Source organism: Variovorax terrae (genome assembly GCF_022809125.1).
In the GTDB taxonomy this organism is placed as follows: domain Bacteria; phylum Pseudomonadota; class Gammaproteobacteria; order Burkholderiales; family Burkholderiaceae_C; genus Variovorax_A; species Variovorax_A terrae.
Map to the genome: position 1 here is coordinate 40,769 of NZ_JALGBI010000004.1, position 23,334 is coordinate 64,102.

Sequence of the window (23,334 nt, forward strand, 5' to 3'; positions counted from 1 at the left end):
TGCCGGAAATCGAAGGAGAGGTTCTCATTGCTCTGGCGGGGCCAGGAGCACAGGATCGTCGATCACGCCGAAACGCTGCCACTTGCCACCGCGCACGATGCTCAGCGGGAACGACTTCTTCACCTCGTGGAGCTTGTTGAAACTCACGCGGCCAATGGCAGTCGTCACCTCAACGGTTTCTAGCGCGTCGCGGATTTTCCCGGGATCGTCGGACTTGGCTTTGCGCATGGCGGCTGCCAGCACCGTGATCGCCGCGTGCGTCGACGCGCTGGCTGCTTCAGCCTTGGTTCCCGTTGCCTTCTCGTAGGCACTCAGGAAGCCGGCGATCTCAGGCAACTGCGAGCCCCAATCGATCACGTTGGTGATAACGGTCCCTTCGGCGGCCTGCCCAGCAATGTCGATGTACTGCTGCGAACTCAGCGACTCGGCACCCACAACGTCCGCGGAGACACCTGCGCTGCGCAGTTGTGCCACCAGCGGGCCGACCGTGAAATAGAAGCCGGTTGCGTAGATCACGTCAGGGTTGTCGGCCTTCAGGCTAGCAATCAGCGGGCCGAATTGTCGGTCACCGGGGCTGTACTCGTATTCCTTGAGTAGCTCGATACCGTACTTGGCCGATGCTTCCTTGAAGCCAGACGCCAAGGTCTTTCCGAAGTCGGTCTTGATGGTCAGTAGCACGGCCCGCTTCTTGTGCAGTGTGCCACCAATCAGCTTGGCCGCGGCGCGCCCCTGAACTTCCCCCATACTTGTCGCGCGGAACATGTAGTTGCCAGTACGGGTGATCTCGGGCGCAAAGGCGATCGCGGCGATATAGGGAATCCTCGCCTTCTGGAAGACCGGCGCCGCTGCGCGACTTGGCCCGGAGAACCCGGTCGACACAACCGCGCGCACGCCGTCACCGACCATCTTGTTGGCGACGGGAACCGCTTGCTCGGGCTTGCCCTGGTCGTCGAATACGACCAGCTCGAGCTTCTTGCCGTTCACGCCGCCGGATCCATTGATTTGCTCCACGGCGAGCTTCGCCGCGGCCAGGCCGGAGTTGCCGTCGGCTGCCGCCGGGCCGGTGAGTCCAGCATGAAATCCGATCTTGGTCGTCCCCTGAGCGAACGCTGCGGGAGCGATGGCTGATGCGCACAGCGCGATGGCAATGCCAAGAAAATGCCTGCAATTCGTCGTCATCATTTCTTCTCCATTGAGGTGACGCTAGGCTTGACCTCGACGAAGGTCTCAACCTCGAAGGTAGCGCCGAAGGGGCCAGACGCGATGCCTTCTGTCGTGCGCGCGTGTTTGCCGGCGTCACCAAATACAGCAACGAAGAGCGACGAGCAGGCATCGGTGATTTTGGTTTGGTCGGTGAATTCAGGCGTCGACCAAATCTTTCCCTTCACATACGCGATACGCTGGACGCGGTTCAAATCCCCCAGTGCCAGCTTCATGCGGGCGATCTGGCGGACACATGCCAGTTTGGCGGCGACCATTGCGTCATTGACACTTACCTGGTCCGGTACGCGCCCCTTGACGAACTGACCATCGGGCCGCTGCGGCGCGGCACTCGAGAGAATGAGCAGGTTGTCCACTTGCACCGCGTCGACATAGTTCCCGAAGGCTGGTTTCAGAACCGGAAGCTCGCCGTTGGCGAAGCCCAGCACCGTCAATTCGGACTTCAGGCGTGATTCAACGGAACCGGTCTCCTGTGCGTAAAGGGCGCCGGCTGTGGTCGCGAGGACCAGTCCGCTAAGGAGCGAGCAGACTGATCGAAGTGAGTGGGGCATGGTGGTTTTCCTTATGTGATTCAGAAGCGAGGCGGGGTGTATGCCGCCTGGAGAAACTCCGGGTAGGATCCGTGCGTGTCGTAGGACTTCCGATCGTTGAGACCCTGGATGGCGAATCCGGCGAGCTTCTTGAACGCGTCCGCGCGTTCCTGAAGTTCCTGCGCACTCAGCACGTCATGGATGTCCTTGAAGCCCTGCGGCGCGCGCTCCTCGACGAGCTCCATGACAACTTCCGGCCCGAGCGTCCGATTCTCGAGTGCGATGTCTCGCATCGGAGGAAGGCGCTCAGCTTCGTATCGACGTAGACCCTCCTGAGGGTCGAGACGGCAGGTCGCGAGATGCCACGCCAGCACGCGCGCATCCACCACGGCCTGCGAGCCTGCCTGCGAGCCCACCGGGTGCATGGGATGGGCAGCGTCGCCCACCAGAGTTACTCGGCCAAAGGTCCAACGCGGCACGGGGTCGCGGTCCACCTTGGGAAATTCGAACACCTCGGCACCGGCGGCAATCAGGGCGGGCACATCCAACCAGTCGAAACGCCAGGACTCGAAAGCATCGGCGAAGCGGGCCTTGTCAACCTTCTGATTCCACTCTTCACGGGGCGGGCCATTTCCGCTTTCACCTAGCTCAGTGATCCAGTTCATCATCATGCGACCGTCTGGCAGCGCGAGCATCGGATAGCACACAAGCTTCTGGTTGCGGTGGCCGGCGATGATCATCGTGCGGCCACTGAGGAAGGACGCTGCAGGCACAGCGCTGCGCCACATCAACTGACCGCCAAAGCGCAACGGCTGGTCCGGATAGAAATGCTTGCGCACCACCGAATGGATGCCATCGGCCCCCACCAGGATGTCTCCGCGCACAGGCGGGAGCGGCGCGCCGGTCGTGCTGTCGATGAAATGCGCTGTGACGCCTTGGTCGTCCTGATCGAATCCCACCAGCCGATGCCCGGTGTGGATGCGGTCAGTGCCCAGCCGGGCCTTGGCGGCAGTCAGCAAGATGATCTGCAGCGTGCCGCGGTTGATCGCGTACTGAGGCCACCGGTAGCCGGCTTTTTGCCCGCGCGGCTCGCTCCAGATGCGCTGGCCCCTCTTGCTGTAGAAGGCGAGCTCTTCGATACGCACGGCCTGCCGCTCCAGTTCGTCCGCAAGACCCAGCTCGGTCAGTTCGCGCACGGCATTAGGCTGAAGGTGGATGCCCAAACCCAGCGCCGCGATCTGCGGCGCTGCTTCGAAAACGTGCGCTCGGATGCCGGCTGCCTGTAGGCTCAGCGCTGCCGCCATGCCACCGATTCCGCCGCCAACAATGATTGCTTCCATTCTTTTCAATCTCCGGGGTGCAGGTTGCTCACCCATGGTTGTGAATGATAGGAAGGCGAGTGCCAAAGACAATTGAAAAGTTGAAGCCTTGATATGAAGAAATTGACAAGTCGTGTCAGGTAATACCCTGGATTTCCCTCTGGAAAACAGTGGCCGTTAACTGCTAGATTTCAACCAAGTTCACATATCGGGAGTATTTCTATGGCCAGGCTGGACTGGTACATCCGCGCTGGACTCAAGCTACGCCACCTGCAGTTGCTGGTCGCATTGGGTGATTTCGGCAACCAAGGCAAGGTGGCCGCCTTCATGAATGTGACGCAATCTGCGCTGTCCCGAACGATGGCGGAGCTGCAAGCGGGCATGGGGCAGCAACTGTTCGAGCGTACCGGCCGGGGGCTGCGCCCCACGCCCTATGGCGAGTGCTTGATTCGCCACGCCCGCCGCATCCTGCAGGACTTATCGGATGCCGGCGAGGAGTTGCACGCGCTGGCGACGGGCACCTCCCGCAAGCTGCGTGTGGGCGCACTGCCGGCTTCCGCGTCCTGGCTGCTGCCGCGAGCGCTGCGCCTGTTCAAGAACGGCTCACCCACGGCGTCGATCGCGGTGCGCGAAGGCACGATGGATGCGTTGCTGCACGAGCTGCGGCTGGGCAACCTAGACTTGATCGTCGGCACCTTGCCTTCGCGCCATATGGGGCTGGATCTGGAGGAGCAGCCCCTGTTCGACGACGCCACGGCGCTGGTGGCCCGCACTCACCACCCGCTGGTGCGCAGCGCGTCGAAGCCCCTCTGGCGCGAGCTGGTGCGCTATCCCTGGGTGCTGCCGCCGCACGATTCGTTGCTGCGCCAGCCGCTACTGCAGGCCTTTGCGGCCCATGGTGTCGAGCCGCCAATAGATTTCATCGAAACGCTCTCGCTCAACGTCACGGTGAACTACCTGCAGGGCAGCGACGCCGTCGCCACGTTGCCGGCCACGCTCGCGCGCAAGTATTCCGTCCTGGGCGCGTTGGCCATGCTGGCGGTGGAGATGCCGCGACTCGTGCGGCCCGTCGGCCTGCTTTGGCTGCGCGGACACAAGCCCGGTAACCCGCAATTCGTCGAATGCCTAGAGCAGGCGGCGCAGGAACTCGTGGCGGGGGGGTGAGTCCGTGCCTGAGCGGCCCGATATCACAAACTGGTTATCTCAGCCGCCGATGTTCTCAATGGATGCCTTGAGGCGTGGTCGCAATACTTGCCACCATGGCAAAGATTGGAACAAACCTCAAGAGCCGCGTCGCCGTCATCGGCGCGACCGGGCGCGCGGGCGGCCGCATCATCGAAGAACTGCTTGCGAGAGGCCACAGCGTTACGGCGATTGCTCGCGGCGCGGCCTCGTTGGAGGCACGCCCCGGGCTCACACCGTGCGCCATCGATGCGCGCGATTCGGATGCGCTGGCGCGCGCGATCGAAGGACATGATGCTGTTATCAGCGCAGCGCGCTTCAGCGATCTGTCGGCCGTAGCGGTCATCGCCGCGGTGCAGCGAGCCGCCGTTGCGCGCGTGCTCGTCGTCGGTGGCGCCGCCAGCCTGCGCACCGCAGATGGCATGCGGCTGTTCGACTCGCCCACTTTTCCCGAGGCCTATCGGGCTGAAGCCGGTGCCGGCATCGCATTCCTCGAAGCGTTGCAGGCCGAGCGCTCGCTGGACTGGACCTTCCTGTCGCCCGCGGCGCTCTTCGACGGCCAGCAGCGGACCGCAAAGTTCCGGCTCGGCCTGGACAACCTGCTGATCGATGCGCAGGGCGTCAGCCAGGTCAGCTTTCCCGACTACGCGATCGCCATGGTCGATGAACTGGAGGCGCCGGCTCACCGGCGTCAGCGCTTCCACGTGGCGTACTAGAAGCCGGTGCCCTTGTTGGAGAGCGAACCATGTCTTACCCGATGCAATGCACTACCTCGCCCGCGCCCTTGCGGCACCGCGCCTGGCGCACACTGTCGCTGATGGCCGCCTGCCTGCTCGGCCTGCCGGTCGCGCAAGCCGGCGTGACCATCGCGCAGATCGTGCCCTTAAGTGGCCCGCTGGCGGGTCCTGGCATGACCTTCTCGGCCGGAGCAGCGGCCTGCATCGAGGATACCAACCGCAAAGGCGGCGTAGCTGGCAAGCCGGTGAAGTACGTGAAGGTGGACGACGGCTATGACCCGGCGCGATCGGTGGCCGCACTCGAGTCCCTGCTGGAGCGTCCCGACCGTCCTTCCGCGCTGCTGGTATTCGGCACCGCCAGTTCCCTGGCCGTGAGCAAACGGGCTGCCGAACTGAAAGCCGAATTACCGATCCTGCCCACAGGCAGCGGCGCGCGCAGCTTGCAGGAAAGCGAAGACCCCAACCTGTTCCATGTGCGGGCCGCCACGGCGGTCGAAGTCGACCGGCTCATCGCCGCGCACGCGATCACCGGCATCAAGTCCTTCGCGGTGATCTACCAAGATGACGCGTTGGGCCAGGACGGGTTGGCCGCTGCACGTGCCACGATGGCCCGCCTGGGCCTGCCGGCACCGCCAGCTGTCGGTTTCGCGCGCGGCACCAAGGACTTCGACACTGTTGCACGGCAGGTGGCCGGCGCGGCGGCGCAGGCTGTGCTGATCGTCGGGCCGGGGCCGGACATCGCGCGCTTTATCCAGAGCGCTCGCACAGCCCAGCTCACCGCCCGCCTGCTCGCGATCTCCAACCTCGAGCCCAGTCAGTTGGTGAAGACGGTAGGGACCGATGCGGCGCGCGGCATTTCCATCGCCCAGGTGTTTCCGGATCTGGTGCATCCCAGGCTGCCGCTCGCGCGGGAGTTCACCCGCATCGTAGGCGCCAGCCCTGATACCGCCTTGCTGAACCCCTACGCCCTTGAAGGCTGCATCCAGGCGCTGACAGTGATCGAAGCAGCCCGTCGCACGCGCGACGGCAGTGGCCCCGCGTTGCGGCAGGCGCTGGAGAACTCCAGTCGCCTCGATCTGGGTGGTTACTTCCTGACGTTCAGCCGCGGTCGCCATGCGGGATCGAGCTTCGTCAACATCGGTGTGATGGATCGCCAAGGGCAGCTGCGATTCTGAGCAGTGCACACAGCAACAGGCTTGGACATGTTCGATTTCCTGATGAAGCGGCGGCTCTGTGCGATCGCTCCGCCACTTTCGACGCCACCCGACATGGCTTATCGCCTGCGCAGTTGGCCGCCGCTGAACGGCAGCGCGAGAACGGCCGGCGTGCTGCGCACGCTCACGCGCATGACCCTGGGGCCCATGTCCGCGCAACGGTTCGTGACTGGGTCGGGATTGACGCAGGCGGATGGCGAGCGGCTCCTGAAGAGGCTGGTGGACGCCGACTATGTCGAGGAGATCGACATCAAGGCCTTTCGGAGAACATGACATGAACGAGTTGCTGTCTCACCCCGCAATGCAGGCCGCGGTCGTGCCTTTTGTCGTGGCACTTGTCGTCGCTTCCTTTTGGCGCGGCCGCTTCGCGGCACTGGCCGTGACAGGCGGCTTTGCAGCCTGCGTGGCGTTCACCGTCGGCTGGGACCTGGAGCCGCTCTCATCCGCACGCAAGCTGGAGCTCGTTGTCGTCGCGGCCGGCGCCGTGTCGCTGGTGTTGGGCTTTCTGCCAGCACGACGCGGCCGTCTGCTCGGTGTCGTCCTGCCTGCTCTAGCCGCGACGGCTGCGTGCTGGGTCGGCTGGAATCTGATGAAGCAGATGGAAGTACCGAACATGCTGCTCGCGATTGCCGGCGCTGCGGTGTTCGTAGCTGCGCTCGTGTATCTCTCGAACGGCTTACCCGACGCGCGGATCGCGCAAGCCAGTGCCGCCGTGCTGGCATGGGCCGCGGGAGCCTTGGCACTGCTGGGCGCATCCGCGGTGCTTTCCCTCTTCAGCCTCTCGGCCGGGTCGGCCAGCGCCGCTGTGTTCGGCCTGCAACTGTTGCTGCGCCGACGCGACTTGCGGCCCTGGGACGCGTTGCCGGCGTCGGTCACCGCGGCGCTGGTCGCCTTGCTGTCCTGTCTGTCCGGTGGCGTGCCCTGGTACGCGCTGCTGCCTTTGCTGGCGGTGCCGCTGACGGGCCGGCTCGTCCTGAAATTCATCCCCCAACTTACCAACGGAGACCTTCCATGACGTTCGCACGTTCCCTCTTCACCATCGCCTTTCTTGGCGCCAATACCGCCTGGGCCGCCTCGCAGACCTACGTGCTCGACCCGCAGCACTCGTTCCCCCACTTCTCGATCAGTCATCTCGACATGTCCACGATCCACGGCCGCTTCGACAAGATGAGCGGCAAGGTGGTGTACGACGCCGCGGCCAGGACGGGCGCCATCGACGTGAAGATCGCCACCGCCTCGGTTACCACCGGCGATGGCGCGCGCTCCGACGGCAGTCGCAGCCGTGACGACCATCTGCGCTCGGCCGACTTCTTCAACGCTGCGGAATTCCCCGAGATGCACTACAAGTCCAGCAAGTTGAACTTCAACGGTGACAGGCTCGAAAGTGTGGACGGCACGCTGACGCTGCTGGGTGTTTCCAAGCCGGTGCGCATGCAGGTCACGCACTTCAAGTGCGGCCCGAATCCGTTCAGCAAGAAAGCCATGTGCGGTGCCGATGCGGAGGCCACGGTCAAACGCACGGACTTCGGCATGAGGTTCGGTGTGCCCGCCATCGCCGACGAAGTCAAGCTGCAAATCAACCTCGAGGCGTACCCCGAATGACCTCACTCGTGTTCGAACACACACCTGCCTATCCCGGCGACTCCATCCTCAGCCTGAACGAGGATTTCCATCGTGACCAGCGCATCGGCAAGGTCAACCTGAGCATAGGCATCTATTTCGATGACGCGGGCGGCTTCCGGTCCTTCGCGCCGTGCAGGAGGCCGAACGACGTCTAGGCGCAGAGCAGGGCGAAGGCCCGCGCCCCTATCTGCCGATGGCGGGCATTCCCGCGTACCGCGCGGCAGTGCAGGAGATCGTCTTCGGGGGCGATAGCGGCGCCCTGCGCGAGGGCCGGGTCGCCACCATCCAGACGCTGGGCGGCAGCGGCGCGCTCAAGGTGGGCAGCGATATCCTCAAGCGCCTGTTCCCCGATTCTGAGGTCTGGATCAGCGATCCGTCCTGGGAGAACCATCGCGTGGTCTTCGAGGGCTCGGGATTCAAGGTGAACACCTATCCCTACTACGACGGCGCGACGGGCGGCCTGTGCTTCGAGGACATGCTGCGAGCGCTGCGCGACATGCCGCCGCGCAGCATCGTTTGCTGCACGTCTTCTGCCACAACCCGACCGGCGTCGACCTGACTGCTTCGCAGCGGCCGGCTCTGCGTGGCCGGACTCAACCAACAGAACGTCGATGTCGTCGGAAGTTCAATCGCGGCCGTGCTGAAGTAGCCTCTCGCGTGAATCCGTTCCTTCGTCACGCAGCACGGCAAGCACCGTAGCGACGTCCACCGCCGACTCGTGGGCATGGAAGAGCGCTCCGATGGGAGGTAGTTCAATTCGCTCGCGCAGCCGCAGTTCCACCACCTCGCCGCGCTCGAGCAAGGCACCGGCCACCGATCGCGGCATCGCCGCCAGCGTGCGGCCATCGCTCGTGAGGCTGGGCAGTAGGTCTGGCGACATGCACTGGACGTCCGCGCGGCGCGGCGTGAAACCTGCCGTCTCGCAGGCCCGCGCAAAAGCGGCAGCGGTGCTGATCTGGCCCTGCGGCATGGACCATTCTGCGGTCGCCAGGTCCGCGAGGTCCACCGACTTTCGGCGCGCCATGGGGTGGCGAGGGGTCGCCACCACGACCAGATCGTCTGCCAGCAACTCCTCGAACACGAGGCCCGGCGACGTTGACCGATCCGGTCGGCGCACCAGCGCCAGCTGAGCCTGCCCTCCCATCAGCTTGACCATGACGCTTTCCGGCAGGTCCTCGTCAACCAGGACCTTCAGGCCGCGAAGCCGGCTGCGCAGCTGCGCCAGCCGAGGACGCACGAGGCCCACCACCGCGGACGGAATCGCCGCGATCTGCAGCGGCCGTTGCTGTTGCGACGCCAGTGCGGCCAGCGCGTCAGCGCCATAGCGCATGCTGCCCAGCACCTGTCGCGATTGCTGGGCCAGCAGGTGGCCCGCGTCTGTTGCACGCAGTCCGCGGGAATGACGCTCGAACAGCTGCACTTCGAGCGTGCTTTCCAGCTCGCGCAGCATCTGGCTGGCGGCCGGTTGCGTGACGCCGACCTCCCGCGCTGCCTCGCCGAGGGTCGCGCAGCGCTCCAGTGCCGCAAGCAAGCGCAGGTGCCGCAGGCGCAGCCGCGCCACCATACGTTCCATTAGCACAGGGGCCGAGGGCAGCGTGCCAGCCATCACGTCTCCTTATGGGTCGCTGATCAAGTGATTCGCCGCCACGCATGTGCCCGCCTAGACTCTCGTCGCAACATGAACAGCTTACTTCACATGACCGAGACCGCGATTCCTGAAGCCATTCTGGCACGGGAGTCAGAGATGCGCGCCCTGCGCCAGGACCTCCATGCCCACCCCGAACTGGGTTTCAAGGAGTCGCGCACCAGCAATCTTGTCGCCGAGCGCCTGCGGTTCTGGGGTTATGAGGTGCACCGCGGCCTGGGAGGCACGGGCGTCGTCGGAACGCTGACTTGTGGCAGCTCAGAGCGCCGCCTGGGTCTACGCGCTGATATGGACGCACTGCCGATCCAGGAAGCCGGCGATCGGCCCTACCGTAGCTTGCACGTCGGTTGCATGCACGCTTGCGGACACGATGGACACACGACGATGCTGCTGGCGGCTGCCTGTCACCTGGCCGCCACCCGCGATTTCGACGGTACCCTGCACCTGATCTTCCAGCCGGCCGAGGAAGGTCTGGGAGGAGGGCGCCGCATGATCGAAGACGGCCTGTTCGACCTGTTTCCGTGTGATGCGGTGTTCGCCATGCACAACGTGCCGGGCTTGCCGGCGGGGCGGTTCGGCTTTCGCGCCGGGCCATTCACGGCCTCGGCTGATACCGTGGTCATCACGGTGCATGGGCGCGGGGGCCATGCGGCGATGCCGGCCGAGACCGTGGACCCGGTCGTGGTCGGCAGCGCCATCGTAATGGCCCTGCAAACGGTGGTCTCGCGCAACGTGGCCTCCACCGATTCGGCGGTAGTGACGGTCGGCGCGTTCCAGGCGGGACAGGCCGCCAACGTGATTCCGGCCACGGCTTCGCTGCAATTGACCGTGCGCACGCACGACGCCGCGTTGCGCGAGCGCGTGCTGCGCCGCGTGCACGAGATTGCGCACGCGCAGGCCGAATCGTTCGGCGCACGGGCCGAGGTCGTGCACACGCCCGTATATCCGGTGCTGATCAACCACGAGCGCGAGACCGAGTTCGCACGGCGCGTTGCGCTGGACTGGTTGGGCCCTGAAGGGTTGATCGCCGACCTGCCGTTGCAAACCGGGGCCGAAGACTTTGCGTACATGCTGGCGGCCCGGCCGGGCTGCTACTTCGTGATCGGCAACGGCGCTGGCGAAGGCGGCGCGGGCGCGCAGCCGCTGCACAGCCCGGCCTACGACTTCAACGATGCGTGCTTGCCGATCGGCGCCGCTTTCTGGGCGCGCCTGGCGCGCCGCTACCTGGGCACCGAGCCGGCATGATGCGCGCGGCCGCCCTCCAACTCTGAGGAGCCACCCCATGAAACGAAGAACCTTCCTGGGCAGCAGCGCCGCGCTGCTGCCGCTTGCCGCGGCGGCGCAAGGCGCCGACACGCTGAGCATCGTCGTGCCGTTTCCGGCCGGCGGTGTGTCGGACGTTTTTGCGCGCATCCTCGCCCCGAGGCTGGGGCGGCAACTCGGCAAGACAACCATCGTGGAGAACGTTACCGGCGCCAGCGGCAGCCTAGCAGCCAACAAGGTGCTCAAGCGGGCAGATCAGGGCGACACCCTGTTCCTGGCATCGCCCACCGAGCTGATCCTGGCGCCCGCGACCCTGGCGGCCATTAAGTACAAGCCGTCCGACTTCCGGGTGGTCGCGCTGATCAGCCGCACGCCACTGGCTCTGTATGTGCGGGGCGACCTACCCGCGCGCAGCATCGACGAGTTCGTTGCTTTCGCCAAGACCCGGTCACTCACCTATGGCAGCGTCGGAATAGGCTCGATCTATCACCTCGCGACCGAGGGCTTGCGGGAGGCGGCTGGCCTGCAGTTGACACACGTGCCGTATCGCGGCGGCATGCCGATGTTGCAGGATCTGCAGGGTGGATTGGTGGATTTGGCTTTGTTTCCTGCCGACGGCAATCTCGCGAAGATGGTGGCCGGCGGCAGGATGCGGGCTATCGGCGTCACCGGTGCGGCCCGCGTGCCGGCCTTTCCCGATGTGCCAACCTTCGCGGAATCACGCTCGCTCGCGACTTTCAGCACCGTGGATGCCTGGGGAAGCGTAGCATTGCCGGCCGCCACGCCCGATCGCCTCGTGCGCGCCGTACACACTGCGGCCACGACGGTTCTGTCTGACATCGACGTCCGCAAGCAACTGGAAGCCGCCGCTGGCGGGCCGCTCGCGCCCCTGCTGAACCTCGAGCAGCTCGCAGCGTTCTACGCGGCCGAGGTCGCAAAGTTCACCACCGCCGTGAGACGCGCGAAGCTGGACTCGGCCTGAAGCCGCAGATGCGGGACCGTGTGTCACGTACTTGCGCATGGTCCGCTCGATCTGGTTCCAGGCCTGCTGGTAGAGCTTCCGGGCTGGGGCACGATGTTGGCCAGATTGAGGCTCTCGGCCATGCCTTCCGGGGTGCTCATGTCCATGTGACCAAGGTCATAGGGGAGGGTCCCTCCCGGGGCCTGTTTGCAGTTCGTTAGCTTAAGCAATCAATGACGTTGGCTGCGGCGACCGGCCACCAAGCAAAGCGGGCGCTCCTCGCAGTCACCGAGAGGAGTCCCTCCGATACCCGCAGCATCGCTTCCAACGGATACGGCCTGCGCCCGCGGCCGGCCACCGGGTAGTGCGGCTCGATGACCTACAGCAGTGCCTTTCACGGCACCACCCGCTCCATCTCCTCAAGGAAGACCTCGCGCCTTGTCTTCCTCCTCTAGCCCGCGTACTCCGCGTCAGCAAAACTGATTTGGCTCATTGCTGCGACTCCTTTGCAGGTTCAACGTCTCGCGGCATGTTCGTGGACTTGTTCAGAGGTTCCCTAGAGGGTGGATCGCTCCATCCTCGTTCCTTGCTTTGTCTCTCGGCCCCCTCTGCCGAAATCGTGGTGGCACGCAAGTGCCATTGCGCGCTGAGTTGATCTTTAGCAAGTTGCATTCAGAAGAAAAAGAAAAAGTGGCAGTTTAGCCACAAAGAAAAAGGTTGGAACCCAGAGAAATCTTCGAAAGCGAGCCTTTCACCTTCGTGATCAAAGGGACAATTTTGCTGTGCTGGACGAGACGAGAGGTGCATGTGATGCGCCTGTCAATTGGGTTCCGCGCACCACCCAAAGGAGACATTTCATAATGAACCGGTTCCTCCGAGATTCGCTGCTCAGCCTCGCCCTTGCTGGCACTCTTGCACCCCCCGTTCTGGCCGCCGATGTTCGCGTCAGCGTCACGGCAATCGTTGATCATCCAGCGCTCGACGCTGCTCGCAAGGGCGTGACGGACGAACTAGCGGACGCTGGCTTCGTGAATGGCAAGAACCTGAAGCTGGAATACCAAAGTGCTCAGGGCAACACGGCGACCGCTGCACAGATCGCCCGCAAGTTCGCCGGCGACAAGCCGAACGTCATTGTGGCCGTGTCCACCCCCTCGGCGCAGACGGCGCTTGCCGCCACTCGCGATATTCCGATCGTGTTCAGTGCAGTCACCGATCCCGTGGCCGCCAAGCTGGTGAAGTCCTGGGACGCTACGGGCGGCAATGTGACCGGCGTGTCCGACCTTCCGTCCCTGGAGAAGCATCTGGCGGTAGTGCGGCAGGCAATGCCTGCGTCCAAGCGAATCGGCGTGATCTACAGCCCGGGTGAAGCAAACTCCGTGGCTGCGATCGCTGAACTCAAGAAGCTGGCGGCGCCTGCTGGCATCACGGTCGTTGAAGCGGCAGCACCCCGCACGGTAGACGTAGCCAGCGCCGCCCAGAGTTTGATCGGAAAAGTGGACGTGTTCTATGAACCGACCGACAACAACGTGACCTCTGCCTTTGAGGCGCTGGCAAAGGTCGCAGACCAAGGCAAAGTGCCGCTGATCTCGGCAGACCCTTCGGTCGCGACGCGCGGCGCTGCGATCGGCGTCGGCACCAACTACTATGACCTCGGCCGCCAGACTGGCAAGTTGGTGGTGCGCATCCTGAAGGGAGAGGCTCCAGGAAAGATCGCGTCCCAGGTGAGCACGAAGCTGGAGATGCATGTGAGCAAAAGCGCGGCACAGCGGCAAGGCCTGATGCTGTCAGAAGACTTCCTCAAGTCAGCAACCAAGGTCGTTGACTAATGGCGAGGCGGGGATCTCATGACTCTTATCGCCTTCCTGGGCTCGCTTGAGATTGGGCTCGTATTTGCTCTCGTCGCCCTCGGCGTCTTTATCTCGTTCAGGATCGTCAACTTCCCTGATCTCACCGTGGACGGTAGCTTCCCGCTGGGGGGCGCCGTCGCTGCGGCGATGCTGGTTGGTGGCTGGCATCCGCTCATCGCCACCATCGCCGCTTTCGCAGCGGGGGCGCTCGCAGGTCTGACGACGGGCTGGCTGCATGTGAAGTTGAAGATCATGCAGTTGCTCGCGGGTATTCTGGTGATGATTGCGCTGTACTCGATCAACCTGCGTGTGATGGGCAAGCCCAACGAGCCACTATTGGACACGCCCACCATCTTCAGCGCGTTCTCTAGTGCATCGGTGTCTGCCTCTTGGGTAACTCCGCTGGTCCTTCTTGCCATCACACTTATGGTCAAGTTCGCGTTGGACTGGTACTTCGCGTCCGAGGTGGGCCTGGCCATGCGAGCCACCGGTGGAAACGCACGCATGGCTAGATCGGTGGGGGTATCCACCGACCGTCTTTCCTTGGTGGCACTGGCTCTCTCCAACGGCATCGTTGCACTGGCTGGTGCCCTTTTTGCGCAGTCCCAAGGCGGAGCGGATGTCTCCATGGGTATCGGCACCATCGTGATTGGCTTGGCGGCGGTCATCATCGGAGAGACAATTCTTCCGGGGCGCAGCATTGCCATCGCCACCCTCGGGTGCATCGTTGGTGCGGTGCTCTACCGTATGCTCATCGCCGTGGGCCTCAACAGTGATTTCATCGGGCTGAAGGCGCAGGATCTCAACCTCGTTACGGCCATTCTGGTGACGATCGCGCTGGTTATGCCTGTGTCGAAGCGGTACCTGGCGCGTCGTCGTAGTGCCGCGGGTGCTGCCAAGAAGGAGGTGTCGTCATGCTGAAGGCGACCGACCTTCGGGTAACATTCAATGCAGGGACCCCGATCGAGAATCGCGCGTTGCGTGGACTCGACCTCACTATTCCGAGCGGCCAGTTCGTCACCGTCATCGGCTCCAACGGGGCCGGAAAATCCACCATGCTCAATGCGCTCAGTGGTGATCTACTGGTAGACAGCGGCAGCATCGTCATTGACGACGTGGATGTCACGCGCAAGCATGCATGGCAACGCAGTGACCTGGTGTCACGTGTCTTTCAGGACCCGATGGCCGGAACTTGCGAGGCACTGACGATCGAGGAAAACCTGGCGTTGGCATGGCGACGCGGCGAGCGCCGCGGATTGCGATCTGCCTTGCATCGGGAGGTTCAGGAGATTTTTCGCGACAAGCTCAGCATCTTGGGTCTGGGGTTGGAGAATCGGCTGAAAGATCGCATGGGGCTGCTGTCCGGAGGACAGCGTCAGGCGGTCAGCCTGCTCATGGCGTCCCTACGGCCATCGCGTATTCTTTTGCTCGATGAACATACGGCTGCACTTGACCCAAAGACTGCTGCGTTCGTTCTTGAGCTTACGCGCAAGATCGTGGAAGAGGGGAAGCTGACCACGATGATGGTCACTCACAGTATGAAGCAGGCTCTGACCCATGGGTCGCGTACCGTGATGCTGCACGAGGGGCGAGTCGTACTGGACGTGAGCGGAGAGGAGCGCGCCGGCATGGACGTTCCAGATCTGCTTCGAATGTTCGAGCACACACGCGGCGAGGCGATCGCTGACGACGCGCTGTTGCTGGGCTGAGACGGGTGGGCTTTTGGCCAGTGGTGATACGGGAGAACCACTATCGGCGAGCATATCCCAAGCACGCCTTCGTTTTTCCCACCAAGCGCGGCACCTTAGATCGATAAAATTGACGTTAGCAAAGCCATGAGCTCTGCATCTTCTCTTCCGACATCTATTTCGATTCGCCTTATTCGTCGCGAGGACTACGAGCAATGGATTCCATTGTGGGAGGGGTACAACGCGTTCTATGGCAGAAGTGGGGATACGGCGCTCGATCCCGAGATTACCGCTGTGACGTGGTGGCGTTTTTTCAACCCGATAGAGCCAGTATTCGCGGTGGTGGCCGAAACAGAGGAGGTTGTTGTCGGATTCGCGCACTTCTTGTTCCATCGCAGCACAACAAGACTCGAACCCGTGTGCTATCTGAATGATATCTTCACTCTGTCGGCGTTCCGCGGAAGGGGGATAGGAAAGTCTCTCATCCATGGCGTGTACGAGTATGCGCGCAATGCAGGCGCACGCAGAGTCTATTGGCAGACGCAGGCAGCGAATGAAGCTGGGCGAGCGCTGTATGACAAGGTGGCCATGAATTCCGGCTTCATTGTGTACTCGCACCAATGCTGATTGTTCGGGACCTTTCCATAGAAAAACGACTACGCCTGAGAAGGATTTGGCGACCCGTGACACATCGCTCAGAAGAGACTGAGTGTGGCCTCACGCGCAGTTCAATATCGGCCTCGATCGCTTTGATGGGCGCAGGTGCGGATCAGGCCTTTCACTTCGGCACGCTGCCGGATTCAGGCGCCCCCGAGCGGCGACTGCGTGTCGTTGAACGCATTCTGGTCTCCTCGCCAAGCTGCCGGTGGCGCCGCACCGGTCTGGGGACTCCGGCCGATCTCGCGTAGCACCTCATCGTGGCCGGTACCGATCCGTCCGGACGAATGCCGATTTGACCAACAATAAAGACTAGGCCGGCCGCCTTCACCGCAGGCGAATATTGAAACGCCTCGAAACTTGGTTGCCGCCGAAGACAGGGTCGTTTTCAGATAAGCGTAAACGCTCAATATTCGCGTTTGTCATTCGAACTCACTTTTTCCAGAGTAGCGGACGAGGCCTGAACCCCAGTTGCCCCTTGGCCTTCCTGTTGGAAGCACCGGTCAAGGACAAGTGGTAGTAGACGGCCTCCTCGCCAGCCAATTTCAACGCTTCCTGGCCGCTTGCGCGTGTCGGAGCGGGAGCCTCCACCCAGTTGGCAAAGGCGGGCATCCATTCGGCGACCGGCAAGGGATCGTCGTCAACAACGTTGTATATGCCAGCCGGGGCAGTCAGAGCAGCGACCGTAGCGGCCACCGCATCATCGATGTGGACGAAAGACCAGACAGCATTGCCAGCACCCAGAATCACGGCTTTGCCATCCCTGGCATCCTGGGCAATGACGCCATCGGGCCGATACCAGGTGCCCGGCCCATAGAAGAAGCCGTAGCGCAGGGACACCCCCTCCAGCAAAGTCGATGTGCACACCTTGTCTTCGTATTCACCGATGGCACGGGTGCTTTCACCAATCTCTCCCGGGGCTGCGTAGCGTAGCTTTGCAGTCTCATCCGCCAGTTGCCCAACTGGTGCATCGAGATAAAAACCTCGGGACTGCATGATGTAGCGCTTCACACCCAGCGACTGTGCTGCGGCCAGCAGGTTGCCGCCGCCCTCGCGGTGCAGGCGTGTATCGTTCGGCATGGATTTGATGATGTCCGCCGGCGTCGCTGGCAGCCAGGTCAACTGGTCGATCACGACGTCCGGGGATGCCACATCGATGGCGGCATGCACGGCCTTGGGGTCAAAGGCATCGGCGACCGACGCCGACGCCCCCAGTTCGCGAAGACGATCCACGCCCGCTCCGGCGCGAGTCATGCCAGTGACTTGATGGCCAAGCGCGCACAGCACGCGCACCAGCGGTAGCCCAATGACGCCGGTGGCGCCTGCAATAAAGATCTTCATGATCCATTCTTTCTTTGAAGGGGAGCAGCTTGCGCTCAGCTTTTGTCGGCTTGGAGGCCATCCGGCTCGCGGCGAAAGCTGATGGCCAGGCGGTTGTAGGCGTTCATCAAGCTGATGGCCATGGTCAGGTCGGCCAGTTCCTTTTCACTGAACACGGCCGCGGCTGCCTCGAAGGCAGCATCCGGTACATGCGTCTGCGCCACCAGGGTCACCGTTTCAGCCCATGCCAGCGCGGCTTGCTCCCGTGCGCTGAAGATACTGCCCGCCTCGCTCCAGGCTTGCACCAGGGCCAGCTTCTGCACGGACACGCCTTTCTTCGTCAAGTCACGAGTATGCATGTCCAGGCAGTAGGCACAGCCATTGATCTGGCTGACGCGCAGATAGACCAGTTCGACCAGCACGTCTTCAAGGCCCGATTGCAGGATATAGCCATACACGCCTCCGAAGGCCTTGACGCCGCCGGGAGCGGCCTTTGTGTAATCCAATCTCATCTTCAACTCCTCATTCGTTGGTGGTCAGTGGGGTGTCGTTGCTGTCCACGACAAACACGGCGAGCAGCTTGGCAGGCTGGGTCTTGCTCGCATTGCGGCTGACGGGATGCCGTGAGCCGGGCTCTTCGTAGAAGCTCTCCCCGGCCTTGTAGATCCGCTCGGGGCCATCGTTGACCTTGCTGGCAATGCGGCCCGAGACGACATAGGCGTAGATGAACGAAGACTTCGCATGCGTGTGTGGCAGCGAGGCCCCGCCTGGTGGATAGAGCACCTCCACAGCAATCAGCGACTTGCCAGGAATATTCGTGATTGGTTGAGAAAAATTCGGCTTCACCGAGTCACCTGCGCCATGCGCCGATGCGACCCCGATAAAACTCAATCCCACCGCGAAGGTCAACGGGAAAAGAACGTGTTGAAGTTTCATATCCATCTCCTGATAGCCGCAATGATGCTTCTGGGATGGTTTATCCAAAAGACCTGAAAATATGAAATGTGGCTGTACTATGGATCGATGAGCAGTCCATTGCACATCCCCCTGGATCGATCGGCCAAGACTTCCTTTGCCGAACAGATATGCGCCGGAATTACCAGTGCGATCGAGAGCGGTGTGCTCGAATCTGGGGCAAGGCTGCCGTCCTGGGTCGATCTCGCAGCGCAGCTGGGCGTAGCGCGTGGAACAGTCAAGGCGGCATACGAACGGCTGGCGGATGCCCAACTGGTAGAGGTCGCTTCACGTTCCAGCGGCACGAGGGTCACAGGGACTCGGAGCGAACGCGCCGCAGTCGAGCGGCATGCCGCCCGGACGGACCTTCAATCCGCCATGTACCAGCATTTCCTGCCCGGGCCTGCCGTGTTTCAGATGGGAGTTCCTGCTTCCGACTGCTTCCCCTCCACGCTGCTCGCGCGCATTCGAGCACGTACCGCGCGGGACGAGGCAGAGGCCATCGCCTGCTATCACGATCCCCGCGGAGAGTTCGAATTCCGACGCGAGATTGCAGCCCATCTGGCACTGTCTCGAGGCATCGAATGCCTGTCTTCACAGGTTTTCATCACGGCGGGATTCTCGGGTGGTCTGGGTGCCACCCTCCAGGTCATCCAGGCTGCGGGCAAGACTGCATGGGTTGAAAATCCCGGATTTCTTCTGAGCCGCCGCGCCCTGGAAATCGCCGGTCTCTCCACCATCCATGTTCCGGTGGATGCCGACGGAATGAATATTGCTTTCGGAGAAAGACATGCGCCGGATGCGGCTGTCGCGCTGGTCACACCGGGGCAACAAGCGCCATTGGGGCCCACCTTGTCGCTGGAGCGCAGACTTCAACTGCTTGCTTGGGCGGAACGTTCCCAAGCCTGGATCATCGAGGACGACTACCTAGGGGAACTGCAACTCAGGCGACGTGCTGCACCAGCACTGGCGGCCCAAGACCGGTCTGGCCGAGTCATCCATATAGGCTCCTTCGCCAAGACCATCAGTCCCGCGCTGCGCCTGGGGTTTGTCGTTGCACCGCCTGCACTGGTGCCCGCATTCGACGAGGCCATGGCTTGCCTAGCACCTGCACCTGGCCCAGCCGTCCAGACCGCGACGCTGGAGTTCATGCGGGACGGCCACTATCTCCGGCACCTGCGGCGCATGAAGCGTGTCTATGCCGCACGCAGCAATGCGCTGCTCGCCAACCTGGATGCCCAGGGCCTCCATGGATATCCCGCCGGTCTGGCCGTGGTGGTCCAGTTCCCGGGCGGCTGCGACGACAAGGCCATTGCGCGCGAAGCCTACGCCTATGGCCTTGCTCCAGCGCCGCTGTCGATCTGGTACGGTGCAACTGGTACGCAGCGGTCCGGCCTGCTTCTCGGAGTCGCATCCGCTGTGGAAACCCAGCAGGAAGTAGCGTGCCAACGGCTGGCACAGATCATTTGTAGGTATGTGTGAATTGCGCGCGAGTTCTGGAAATCCAGAACTCAAACGCCTCGCAGCGGCGCTTGAGCCAAATTCAATTCATGAACCAGATCAACCGGCGCACGTGGCCGCGTCGGAACGAAACGGCGGCCTGAGTAATGTAGTCTCAGGCCGCCAAACGACGGGCACCATGGCGCCAGCACAGGAAGCAGCGCTCCAGCCTCCATCTCCTCTTCGATGAACCATTCGGCGAGGAAACCACTAATGCCCGACTGCCCGCTTGATGGCATGACTTGCTGAGGGGGAATCGCTTCCGCCGGCACCCCAGCGCCACACGGCCAATGCAGCCAGGAGCAAAAAGAACCAGAGTAGGCGCCACCACAGCGGCCAGGACACAGCTTCGCGTGTATTCCCCGCTTTCAGATACGGGCGTTCGCGGGGAGCGGAATACCCAGCAGGGCGCGGCCATGAAGTTCCGCGGAAGGCGTTACCTGCATGAGAAAGTGCGACGCCATGGCGTGCAGATCGCGGAAATAGCGCTCCAGCGGGCCGATCGGTACGAGACTACCGCCGAGGTTGCGAACGAGGGCATCCGCCGCATCCAGGGCCATGTCGCAAATGACGGCGCCGTCCGTCCTGTAGCGGGTTCGCTGTGCAACCGTAAACGGTGTGCCGGCAGCGGCCTGGTCCCACATTTCATCCACATCGTGCATCAGCAGGTTGAATGCACCCTCGATCTTTGCACCCGCTTTTCCCAACTCAGCCAAGGAGAAGCGATCTTCAGTCTGCGGCGCGTTGAGGCCCACGGGGGTCCGCTTGCGGATTGTTTCGATGTAGATGTCGAGGATTCCGGTGGCGACCGCGGTGGCTGCTGCCGCTACAGACATCACAAACAGGCTGGTGTGAGGAATCTTGTACATCGAGCCCTTATTGCGTTCCAAGCCGGGAACCTGATTGCTTTGCACATCAGTCCACTTGATCGTCCGGTAGAGCGGGACTCGCTCCTCGGTCAAGTACACGTCCTTGCTGCCGGTTCCCTTCATGCCGAACACATTCCAACTCTCGTGGTCGATGCGGAAGCTAGCCTGTGGAACGAGCATCAGGCGTAGTTCCTTACCCCCGTCCCCGGTCGGTACTTCCACCAGCACCGCAGCCCAATCGGCGTTGTCGATGCCCGACGCATAAGTCCACTTGCCGCTGAGAACGTAGTAACCATCCACCAGCTTCGCGTCGACGCCTCGGCCGACATTGCCGGTGAGCGCAATCACAACAGCGTCTTTCCCGCCGGCAAAGACCTCATCTTGAGCCTGCACCGAGAACATGCCCGCCATCCACGGATGCAAACCCGCGAGCGAAAGAATCCATGCCGTGGCGCTGTCGCCGCGCGCAACCTCGCGCGATACGCGCCACAGCGTTGACGGGCGCATGCCGTAGCCTCCGTTTTCCACGGACTGGCAGATTCGAAAGAAGCCTGCCTCGCGGAGGCTGGCCGCCACATCTTCCGAGATGCGCTTGCTGCTGTCGTGGCCAGGGCCAACTTCCCGGAGTCGGGGAATCATCGCCTGGGCACGCTGCACCAGGTCTTCGGTCGTGGGAAATAAGGAATGCGACTTTTGCTGCATGGATTAACTCCTTGGGTTTTTGGTGATTGAGGTTTAGGCGTGATGAAGGTTCACGCCCATGTATTTGCCGCTGGCATAGATCAGTGCGGGCGCCGGCGGATCAGAGGACACCATGTCGGTAACTTCGCCAATAACCACCTGGTGGTCGCCGTGCGCGTGCCACGCTTGGGTACTGCAGAAAAAACTGGCGTTGGCATCGACCAGCGCAGGTGCCGCGCTAGTGGTGAACTCCCAGATACCCTCGGAGCCCTGTGAGGGCTGGCCGGCGTAGTAGCGCGAGATCGAGTCTTGGTGCGATGCGAGCACGTTGACTGAGAACGCTCTCGACGCCTGAAGATGGGGCAGCAGCCGGCTCTCGTTGCGAACGCAGAAGAGCAGGAGCAATGGATCCAGACTGACGGAGGTGAGGGAATTGGCTGTCATGGCTACGACCTGCCCCGGCTGCGCAGCGTGGGAAACAGCAATGACCGACACGCCTGTCACAAAGCGACCCATGAGGGAGCGGAATCTGTGAGGATCGGCGATCTTGAGCATGGGGAACTCCTACAGCTGTCGGGCGTGTCGAAACTTTAGGAGGCTGGGGCCGAAAGGCCGTGTATCAGTGGATACACAAAGAGGAAGAATCTGCACTCACCAGCCGCGGAACGTCCCTTGAAGCTCTCGAGGCCGCACGAAGGGACGACGCTCGCCTGTCGCGGACGCGCGACATGTGCGGGAGCTGCTGCCACCGACACCGTCAGCAGTGGTGTGTGAAAAACCACAAGCGCGCAGGCCCCACGAGTGCAACAGACCGGCGCGTTTCGGTCCGCATGTATCACCAGATACGGAGCGCCAGAGGGTGTCTCCCTCAGAATTTTCTCTGCAGGCCTGGGTTGGGCGCTGCCGCGTATAGCCGTTTTCTAATCTTTAGCGGAGCATGTATGAGAATCTCAAAGCTGATTTCCGGGGCGTTTTTGTTGGCGGGGGCCGCCGCCAGCCAGGCCCAAAGTCTTCCTGTATTCAAGATTGGTGTCGTGACTGCCGCCACTGGAGCGGCCGCGACAATTGCAGCGCCCGCCAATCAGGCGATCGAGCTGTACCGCGAGCAGCTCGCTGCGCTGAAGAACCTTCCGTTCAAGGTGGAGTTCATCCAGTACGACGACGCTTCGGACCCGACCAAGTCCGTCAACCTCGTTCGCAAGCTGATCCAGGAGGATGGCGCCGCAATGGTCGTCTGCTGCACCACCACGCCGTCATCACTGGCGGTCGCCAAGGTGGCGGAGGACGCGCAGACAGCCACTATCGCCATGGCCGCATCTGCCGCCGTTGTCGAGCCGGCGTCGGAAAAGCGGTACATGTTCAAGACGCCCATCACGGAGCGTCTCATGATCAACCATACGCTCGACTACATGGTCAAGCAGGGGGTGAAGACGCTGTCCTTCCTGGGCCTCGAAGACGCGTACGGTGAAGGCGGCTGGATCGAACTCAAGGCGTTGGCGGAAAAGAAGGGTATCAAGATCGTGTCGTCCGAACGATTCGCGCGGCAAGACACCAACTTCACGCCCCAAGCACTGAAGACGGTTCAGGCGAAAGCCGATGCAGTCTATATCCACGCTATCCCGCCGTCCGCATCCCTGGTGCACGAGGCGCTCAAGCGCGTTGGCTACCGTGGCCCCATCTACCACGGCGCAGGAGCCCCGACAGCCGCCTTCATCACTATCGGCAAATCGGCCGTGGAAGGTGCGATCGTGGGCGCGACGCCGATCACGGTCTACAAGGATCTCCGTGCAGACAATCCCCTGAGCAAGTCGATCGGTGAGTTCGTCAAAGCATTCGACGGCAAGTATGGGGCAGGCAAGGCCGAGATCTTCGCGACGCAAGGTTACGACGCCGTTGGCTTGGCGGTTGACACCGTCAAGCGCTACGTGACTTCGGGCAAGAAGGGCGATCTGGCGCAAATGCGCAAGGACCTGCGTGACGAGTTGGAGAAAACCCATGAGTACGCCGGCAGCGTCGGCATCTTCAACTACACGCCGACCGATCACGTCGGCCTCGACAAGCGAACCCTGTTCCTAGTGCAAGTCAAGGATGGCCAGTTCCGCATGATCAAAGACTGAATGGAG

The 23,334-nt window shown here is 62.6% G+C and carries 23 protein-coding genes and 2 pseudogenes; 15 read left to right on the forward strand and 10 right to left on the reverse strand.

All coding sequences use genetic code 11. The features are described 5' to 3' along the window. Positions 1-24: 24 nt before the first annotated feature. Genes MMF98_RS23255 through MMF98_RS23265 form a run of 3 tightly spaced genes read right to left on the reverse strand, consistent with a single transcriptional unit; the run spans position 25 to position 3,091 of the window. Positions 25-1,182, reverse strand: a complete 1,158-nt coding sequence (locus MMF98_RS23255; RefSeq protein ID WP_243309742.1) for an ABC transporter substrate-binding protein — start codon at positions 1,180-1,182, stop codon at positions 25-27. Next, the gene (locus MMF98_RS23260; RefSeq protein ID WP_243309743.1) at positions 1,179-1,772 is read right to left on the reverse strand and encodes a RidA family protein; all 594 of its coding nucleotides are present in this window, start codon (positions 1,770-1,772) and stop codon (positions 1,179-1,181) included. The genes MMF98_RS23255 and MMF98_RS23260 overlap by 4 nt, the downstream gene beginning before the upstream one ends. A 20-nt stretch (positions 1,773-1,792) precedes the next feature. Further along, on the reverse strand, positions 1,793-3,091 hold the full coding sequence (locus MMF98_RS23265) for a flavin-dependent oxidoreductase (protein WP_243309744.1): 1,299 nt from the start codon (positions 3,089-3,091) through the stop codon (positions 1,793-1,795). Between the two features lie 201 nt (positions 3,092-3,292). Between MMF98_RS23265 and MMF98_RS23270 the strand changes: the two genes are divergently transcribed. The 7 genes and pseudogenes from MMF98_RS23270 to MMF98_RS23300 all read left to right on the forward strand — a co-directional run. Further along, positions 3,293-4,234, forward strand: coding sequence for a LysR substrate-binding domain-containing protein (locus tag MMF98_RS23270; protein WP_243309745.1), 942 nt, complete (start codon positions 3,293-3,295; stop codon positions 4,232-4,234). A 95-nt stretch (positions 4,235-4,329) separates the two neighbouring features. Next, a complete protein-coding gene (locus MMF98_RS23275) occupies positions 4,330-4,968 on the forward strand; it encodes an NAD(P)-dependent oxidoreductase (RefSeq protein WP_243309746.1) in 639 nt (212 codons plus the stop codon). A gap of 29 nt (positions 4,969-4,997) precedes the next feature. Further along, positions 4,998-6,164 carry an ABC transporter substrate-binding protein gene (locus MMF98_RS23280; protein WP_243309747.1) on the forward strand — a complete coding sequence of 389 codons (1,167 nt, stop codon included), beginning with the start codon at positions 4,998-5,000 and terminating at the stop codon, positions 6,162-6,164. 27 nt (positions 6,165-6,191) lie between these two features. Further along, complete coding sequence (locus MMF98_RS23285; protein WP_243309748.1) at positions 6,192-6,476, forward strand: hypothetical protein; 285 nt, start codon at positions 6,192-6,194, stop codon at positions 6,474-6,476. 1 nt (position 6,477) lies between these two features. After that, on the forward strand, positions 6,478-7,218 hold the full coding sequence (locus MMF98_RS23290; protein WP_243309749.1) for a hypothetical protein: 741 nt from the start codon (positions 6,478-6,480) through the stop codon (positions 7,216-7,218). Further along, positions 7,215-7,805: a YceI family protein gene (locus tag MMF98_RS23295; protein ID WP_243309750.1), complete on the forward strand. Its 591-nt coding sequence runs from the start codon at positions 7,215-7,217 to the stop codon at positions 7,803-7,805. Before MMF98_RS23290 ends, MMF98_RS23295 begins: the two co-directional genes overlap by 4 nt. Positions 7,806-7,813: 8 nt before the next feature. Continuing rightward, positions 7,814-8,396 (forward strand): annotated as a pseudogene (locus MMF98_RS23300) (aminotransferase class I/II-fold pyridoxal phosphate-dependent enzyme); the annotation flags it as partial. Between the two features lie 55 nt (positions 8,397-8,451). On the opposite strand, the gene MMF98_RS23305 reads toward MMF98_RS23300, so the two are convergent. Next, positions 8,452-9,432: a LysR family transcriptional regulator gene (locus MMF98_RS23305; RefSeq protein WP_243309751.1), complete on the reverse strand. Its 981-nt coding sequence runs from the start codon at positions 9,430-9,432 to the stop codon at positions 8,452-8,454. 90 nt (positions 9,433-9,522) lie between these two features. Between MMF98_RS23305 and MMF98_RS23310 the strand changes: the two genes are divergently transcribed. Together MMF98_RS23310 and MMF98_RS23315 are read left to right on the forward strand one after the other, a co-directional pair. Continuing rightward, positions 9,523-10,716, forward strand: a complete 1,194-nt coding sequence (locus MMF98_RS23310) for a M20 aminoacylase family protein (RefSeq protein ID WP_243309752.1) — start codon at positions 9,523-9,525, stop codon at positions 10,714-10,716. Positions 10,717-10,753: 37 nt separating this feature from the next. Next, positions 10,754-11,716, forward strand: coding sequence for a tripartite tricarboxylate transporter substrate binding protein (locus MMF98_RS23315; protein ID WP_243309753.1), 963 nt, complete (start codon positions 10,754-10,756; stop codon positions 11,714-11,716). A 286-nt stretch (positions 11,717-12,002) separates the two neighbouring features. Here the strand turns inward: MMF98_RS23315 and MMF98_RS23320 are convergent. Next, a pseudogene (locus tag MMF98_RS23320) lies at positions 12,003-12,188 on the reverse strand (transposase); the annotation flags it as partial. Positions 12,189-12,555: 367 nt separating this feature from the next. On the opposite strand from MMF98_RS23320, the gene MMF98_RS23325 reads away from it, so the two are divergent. From MMF98_RS23325 to MMF98_RS23340, 4 genes are all read left to right on the forward strand, one after another. Further along, positions 12,556-13,521, forward strand: coding sequence for an ABC transporter substrate-binding protein (locus MMF98_RS23325; RefSeq protein WP_243309754.1), 966 nt, complete (start codon positions 12,556-12,558; stop codon positions 13,519-13,521). Between the two features lie 18 nt (positions 13,522-13,539). Continuing rightward, positions 13,540-14,463, forward strand: coding sequence for an ABC transporter permease (locus tag MMF98_RS23330; RefSeq protein WP_243309755.1), 924 nt, complete (start codon positions 13,540-13,542; stop codon positions 14,461-14,463). Next, positions 14,457-15,251 (forward strand): ABC transporter ATP-binding protein, encoded by a 795-nt coding sequence (locus MMF98_RS23335; protein WP_243309756.1) that lies wholly within the window; start codon positions 14,457-14,459, stop codon positions 15,249-15,251. Before MMF98_RS23330 ends, MMF98_RS23335 begins: the two co-directional genes overlap by 7 nt. 126 nt (positions 15,252-15,377) lie before the next feature. Then, complete coding sequence (locus MMF98_RS23340) at positions 15,378-15,857, forward strand: GNAT family N-acetyltransferase (protein ID WP_243309757.1); 480 nt, start codon at positions 15,378-15,380, stop codon at positions 15,855-15,857. Positions 15,858-16,319: 462 nt separating this feature from the next. On the opposite strand, the gene MMF98_RS23345 is transcribed toward MMF98_RS23340, so the two are convergent. The 3 genes from MMF98_RS23345 to MMF98_RS23355 are packed head-to-tail and all read right to left on the reverse strand — an operon-like array spanning position 16,320 to position 18,143. Next, a complete protein-coding gene (locus MMF98_RS23345) occupies positions 16,320-17,228 on the reverse strand; it encodes an NAD-dependent epimerase/dehydratase family protein (protein WP_243309758.1) in 909 nt (302 codons plus the stop codon). Between the two features lie 35 nt (positions 17,229-17,263). After that, a complete protein-coding gene (locus MMF98_RS23350; RefSeq protein ID WP_243309759.1) occupies positions 17,264-17,725 on the reverse strand; it encodes a carboxymuconolactone decarboxylase family protein in 462 nt (153 codons plus the stop codon). A gap of 4 nt (positions 17,726-17,729) precedes the next feature. Continuing rightward, complete coding sequence (locus tag MMF98_RS23355) at positions 17,730-18,143, reverse strand: cupin domain-containing protein (RefSeq protein WP_243309760.1); 414 nt, start codon at positions 18,141-18,143, stop codon at positions 17,730-17,732. Positions 18,144-18,209: 66 nt separating this feature from the next. Between MMF98_RS23355 and pdxR the strand changes: the two genes are divergently transcribed. Continuing rightward, positions 18,210-19,643: a MocR-like pyridoxine biosynthesis transcription factor PdxR gene (pdxR, locus tag MMF98_RS23360; RefSeq protein ID WP_341481341.1), complete on the forward strand. Its 1,434-nt coding sequence runs from the start codon at positions 18,210-18,212 to the stop codon at positions 19,641-19,643. A gap of 386 nt (positions 19,644-20,029) precedes the next feature. Here pdxR and MMF98_RS23365 read toward each other — a convergent pair whose 3' ends face one another. Together MMF98_RS23365 and MMF98_RS23370 are read right to left on the reverse strand one after the other, a co-directional pair. Then, positions 20,030-21,232, reverse strand: a complete 1,203-nt coding sequence (locus MMF98_RS23365) for an acyl-CoA dehydrogenase family protein (RefSeq protein WP_243309761.1) — start codon at positions 21,230-21,232, stop codon at positions 20,030-20,032. A 33-nt stretch (positions 21,233-21,265) separates the two neighbouring features. Continuing rightward, positions 21,266-21,766: a flavin reductase family protein gene (locus MMF98_RS23370; RefSeq protein WP_243309762.1), complete on the reverse strand. Its 501-nt coding sequence runs from the start codon at positions 21,764-21,766 to the stop codon at positions 21,266-21,268. 386 nt (positions 21,767-22,152) lie between these two features. On the opposite strand from MMF98_RS23370, the gene MMF98_RS23375 reads away from it, so the two are divergent. Further along, positions 22,153-23,328, forward strand: a complete 1,176-nt coding sequence (locus MMF98_RS23375) for an ABC transporter substrate-binding protein (RefSeq protein ID WP_243309763.1) — start codon at positions 22,153-22,155, stop codon at positions 23,326-23,328. Positions 23,329-23,334 lie beyond the last annotated feature (6 nt).

What these genes read in the sequence shown, in the direction of transcription:
- MMF98_RS23255 (WP_243309742.1), bottom strand. Translation starts at nt 1,182, where the DNA reads ATGATGACGACGAATTGCAGGCATTTTCTTGGCATTGCCATCGCGCTG.
- MMF98_RS23260 (WP_243309743.1), bottom strand. Translation starts at nt 1,772, where the DNA reads ATGCCCCACTCACTTCGATCAGTCTGCTCGCTCCTTAGCGGACTGGTC.
- MMF98_RS23265 (WP_243309744.1), bottom strand. Translation starts at nt 3,091, where the DNA reads ATGGAAGCAATCATTGTTGGCGGCGGAATCGGTGGCATGGCGGCAGCG.
- MMF98_RS23270 (WP_243309745.1), top strand. Translation starts at nt 3,293, where the DNA reads ATGGCCAGGCTGGACTGGTACATCCGCGCTGGACTCAAGCTACGCCAC.
- MMF98_RS23275 (WP_243309746.1), top strand. Translation starts at nt 4,330, where the DNA reads ATGGCAAAGATTGGAACAAACCTCAAGAGCCGCGTCGCCGTCATCGGC.
- MMF98_RS23280 (WP_243309747.1), top strand. Translation starts at nt 4,998, where the DNA reads ATGTCTTACCCGATGCAATGCACTACCTCGCCCGCGCCCTTGCGGCAC.
- MMF98_RS23285 (WP_243309748.1), top strand. Translation starts at nt 6,192, where the DNA reads ATGTTCGATTTCCTGATGAAGCGGCGGCTCTGTGCGATCGCTCCGCCA.
- MMF98_RS23290 (WP_243309749.1), top strand. Translation starts at nt 6,478, where the DNA reads ATGAACGAGTTGCTGTCTCACCCCGCAATGCAGGCCGCGGTCGTGCCT.
- MMF98_RS23295 (WP_243309750.1), top strand. Translation starts at nt 7,215, where the DNA reads ATGACGTTCGCACGTTCCCTCTTCACCATCGCCTTTCTTGGCGCCAAT.
- MMF98_RS23305 (WP_243309751.1), bottom strand. Translation starts at nt 9,432, where the DNA reads ATGGCTGGCACGCTGCCCTCGGCCCCTGTGCTAATGGAACGTATGGTG.
- MMF98_RS23310 (WP_243309752.1), top strand. Translation starts at nt 9,523, where the DNA reads ATGACCGAGACCGCGATTCCTGAAGCCATTCTGGCACGGGAGTCAGAG.
- MMF98_RS23315 (WP_243309753.1), top strand. Translation starts at nt 10,754, where the DNA reads ATGAAACGAAGAACCTTCCTGGGCAGCAGCGCCGCGCTGCTGCCGCTT.
- MMF98_RS23325 (WP_243309754.1), top strand. Translation starts at nt 12,556, where the DNA reads ATGAACCGGTTCCTCCGAGATTCGCTGCTCAGCCTCGCCCTTGCTGGC.
- MMF98_RS23330 (WP_243309755.1), top strand. Translation starts at nt 13,540, where the DNA reads ATGACTCTTATCGCCTTCCTGGGCTCGCTTGAGATTGGGCTCGTATTT.
- MMF98_RS23335 (WP_243309756.1), top strand. Translation starts at nt 14,457, where the DNA reads ATGCTGAAGGCGACCGACCTTCGGGTAACATTCAATGCAGGGACCCCG.
- MMF98_RS23340 (WP_243309757.1), top strand. Translation starts at nt 15,378, where the DNA reads ATGAGCTCTGCATCTTCTCTTCCGACATCTATTTCGATTCGCCTTATT.
- MMF98_RS23345 (WP_243309758.1), bottom strand. Translation starts at nt 17,228, where the DNA reads ATGAAGATCTTTATTGCAGGCGCCACCGGCGTCATTGGGCTACCGCTG.
- MMF98_RS23355 (WP_243309760.1), bottom strand. Translation starts at nt 18,143, where the DNA reads ATGAAACTTCAACACGTTCTTTTCCCGTTGACCTTCGCGGTGGGATTG.
- pdxR (WP_341481341.1), top strand. Translation starts at nt 18,210, where the DNA reads ATGTGGCTGTACTATGGATCGATGAGCAGTCCATTGCACATCCCCCTG.
- MMF98_RS23365 (WP_243309761.1), bottom strand. Translation starts at nt 21,232, where the DNA reads ATGCAGCAAAAGTCGCATTCCTTATTTCCCACGACCGAAGACCTGGTG.
- MMF98_RS23370 (WP_243309762.1), bottom strand. Translation starts at nt 21,766, where the DNA reads ATGCTCAAGATCGCCGATCCTCACAGATTCCGCTCCCTCATGGGTCGC.
- MMF98_RS23375 (WP_243309763.1), top strand. Translation starts at nt 22,153, where the DNA reads ATGAGAATCTCAAAGCTGATTTCCGGGGCGTTTTTGTTGGCGGGGGCC.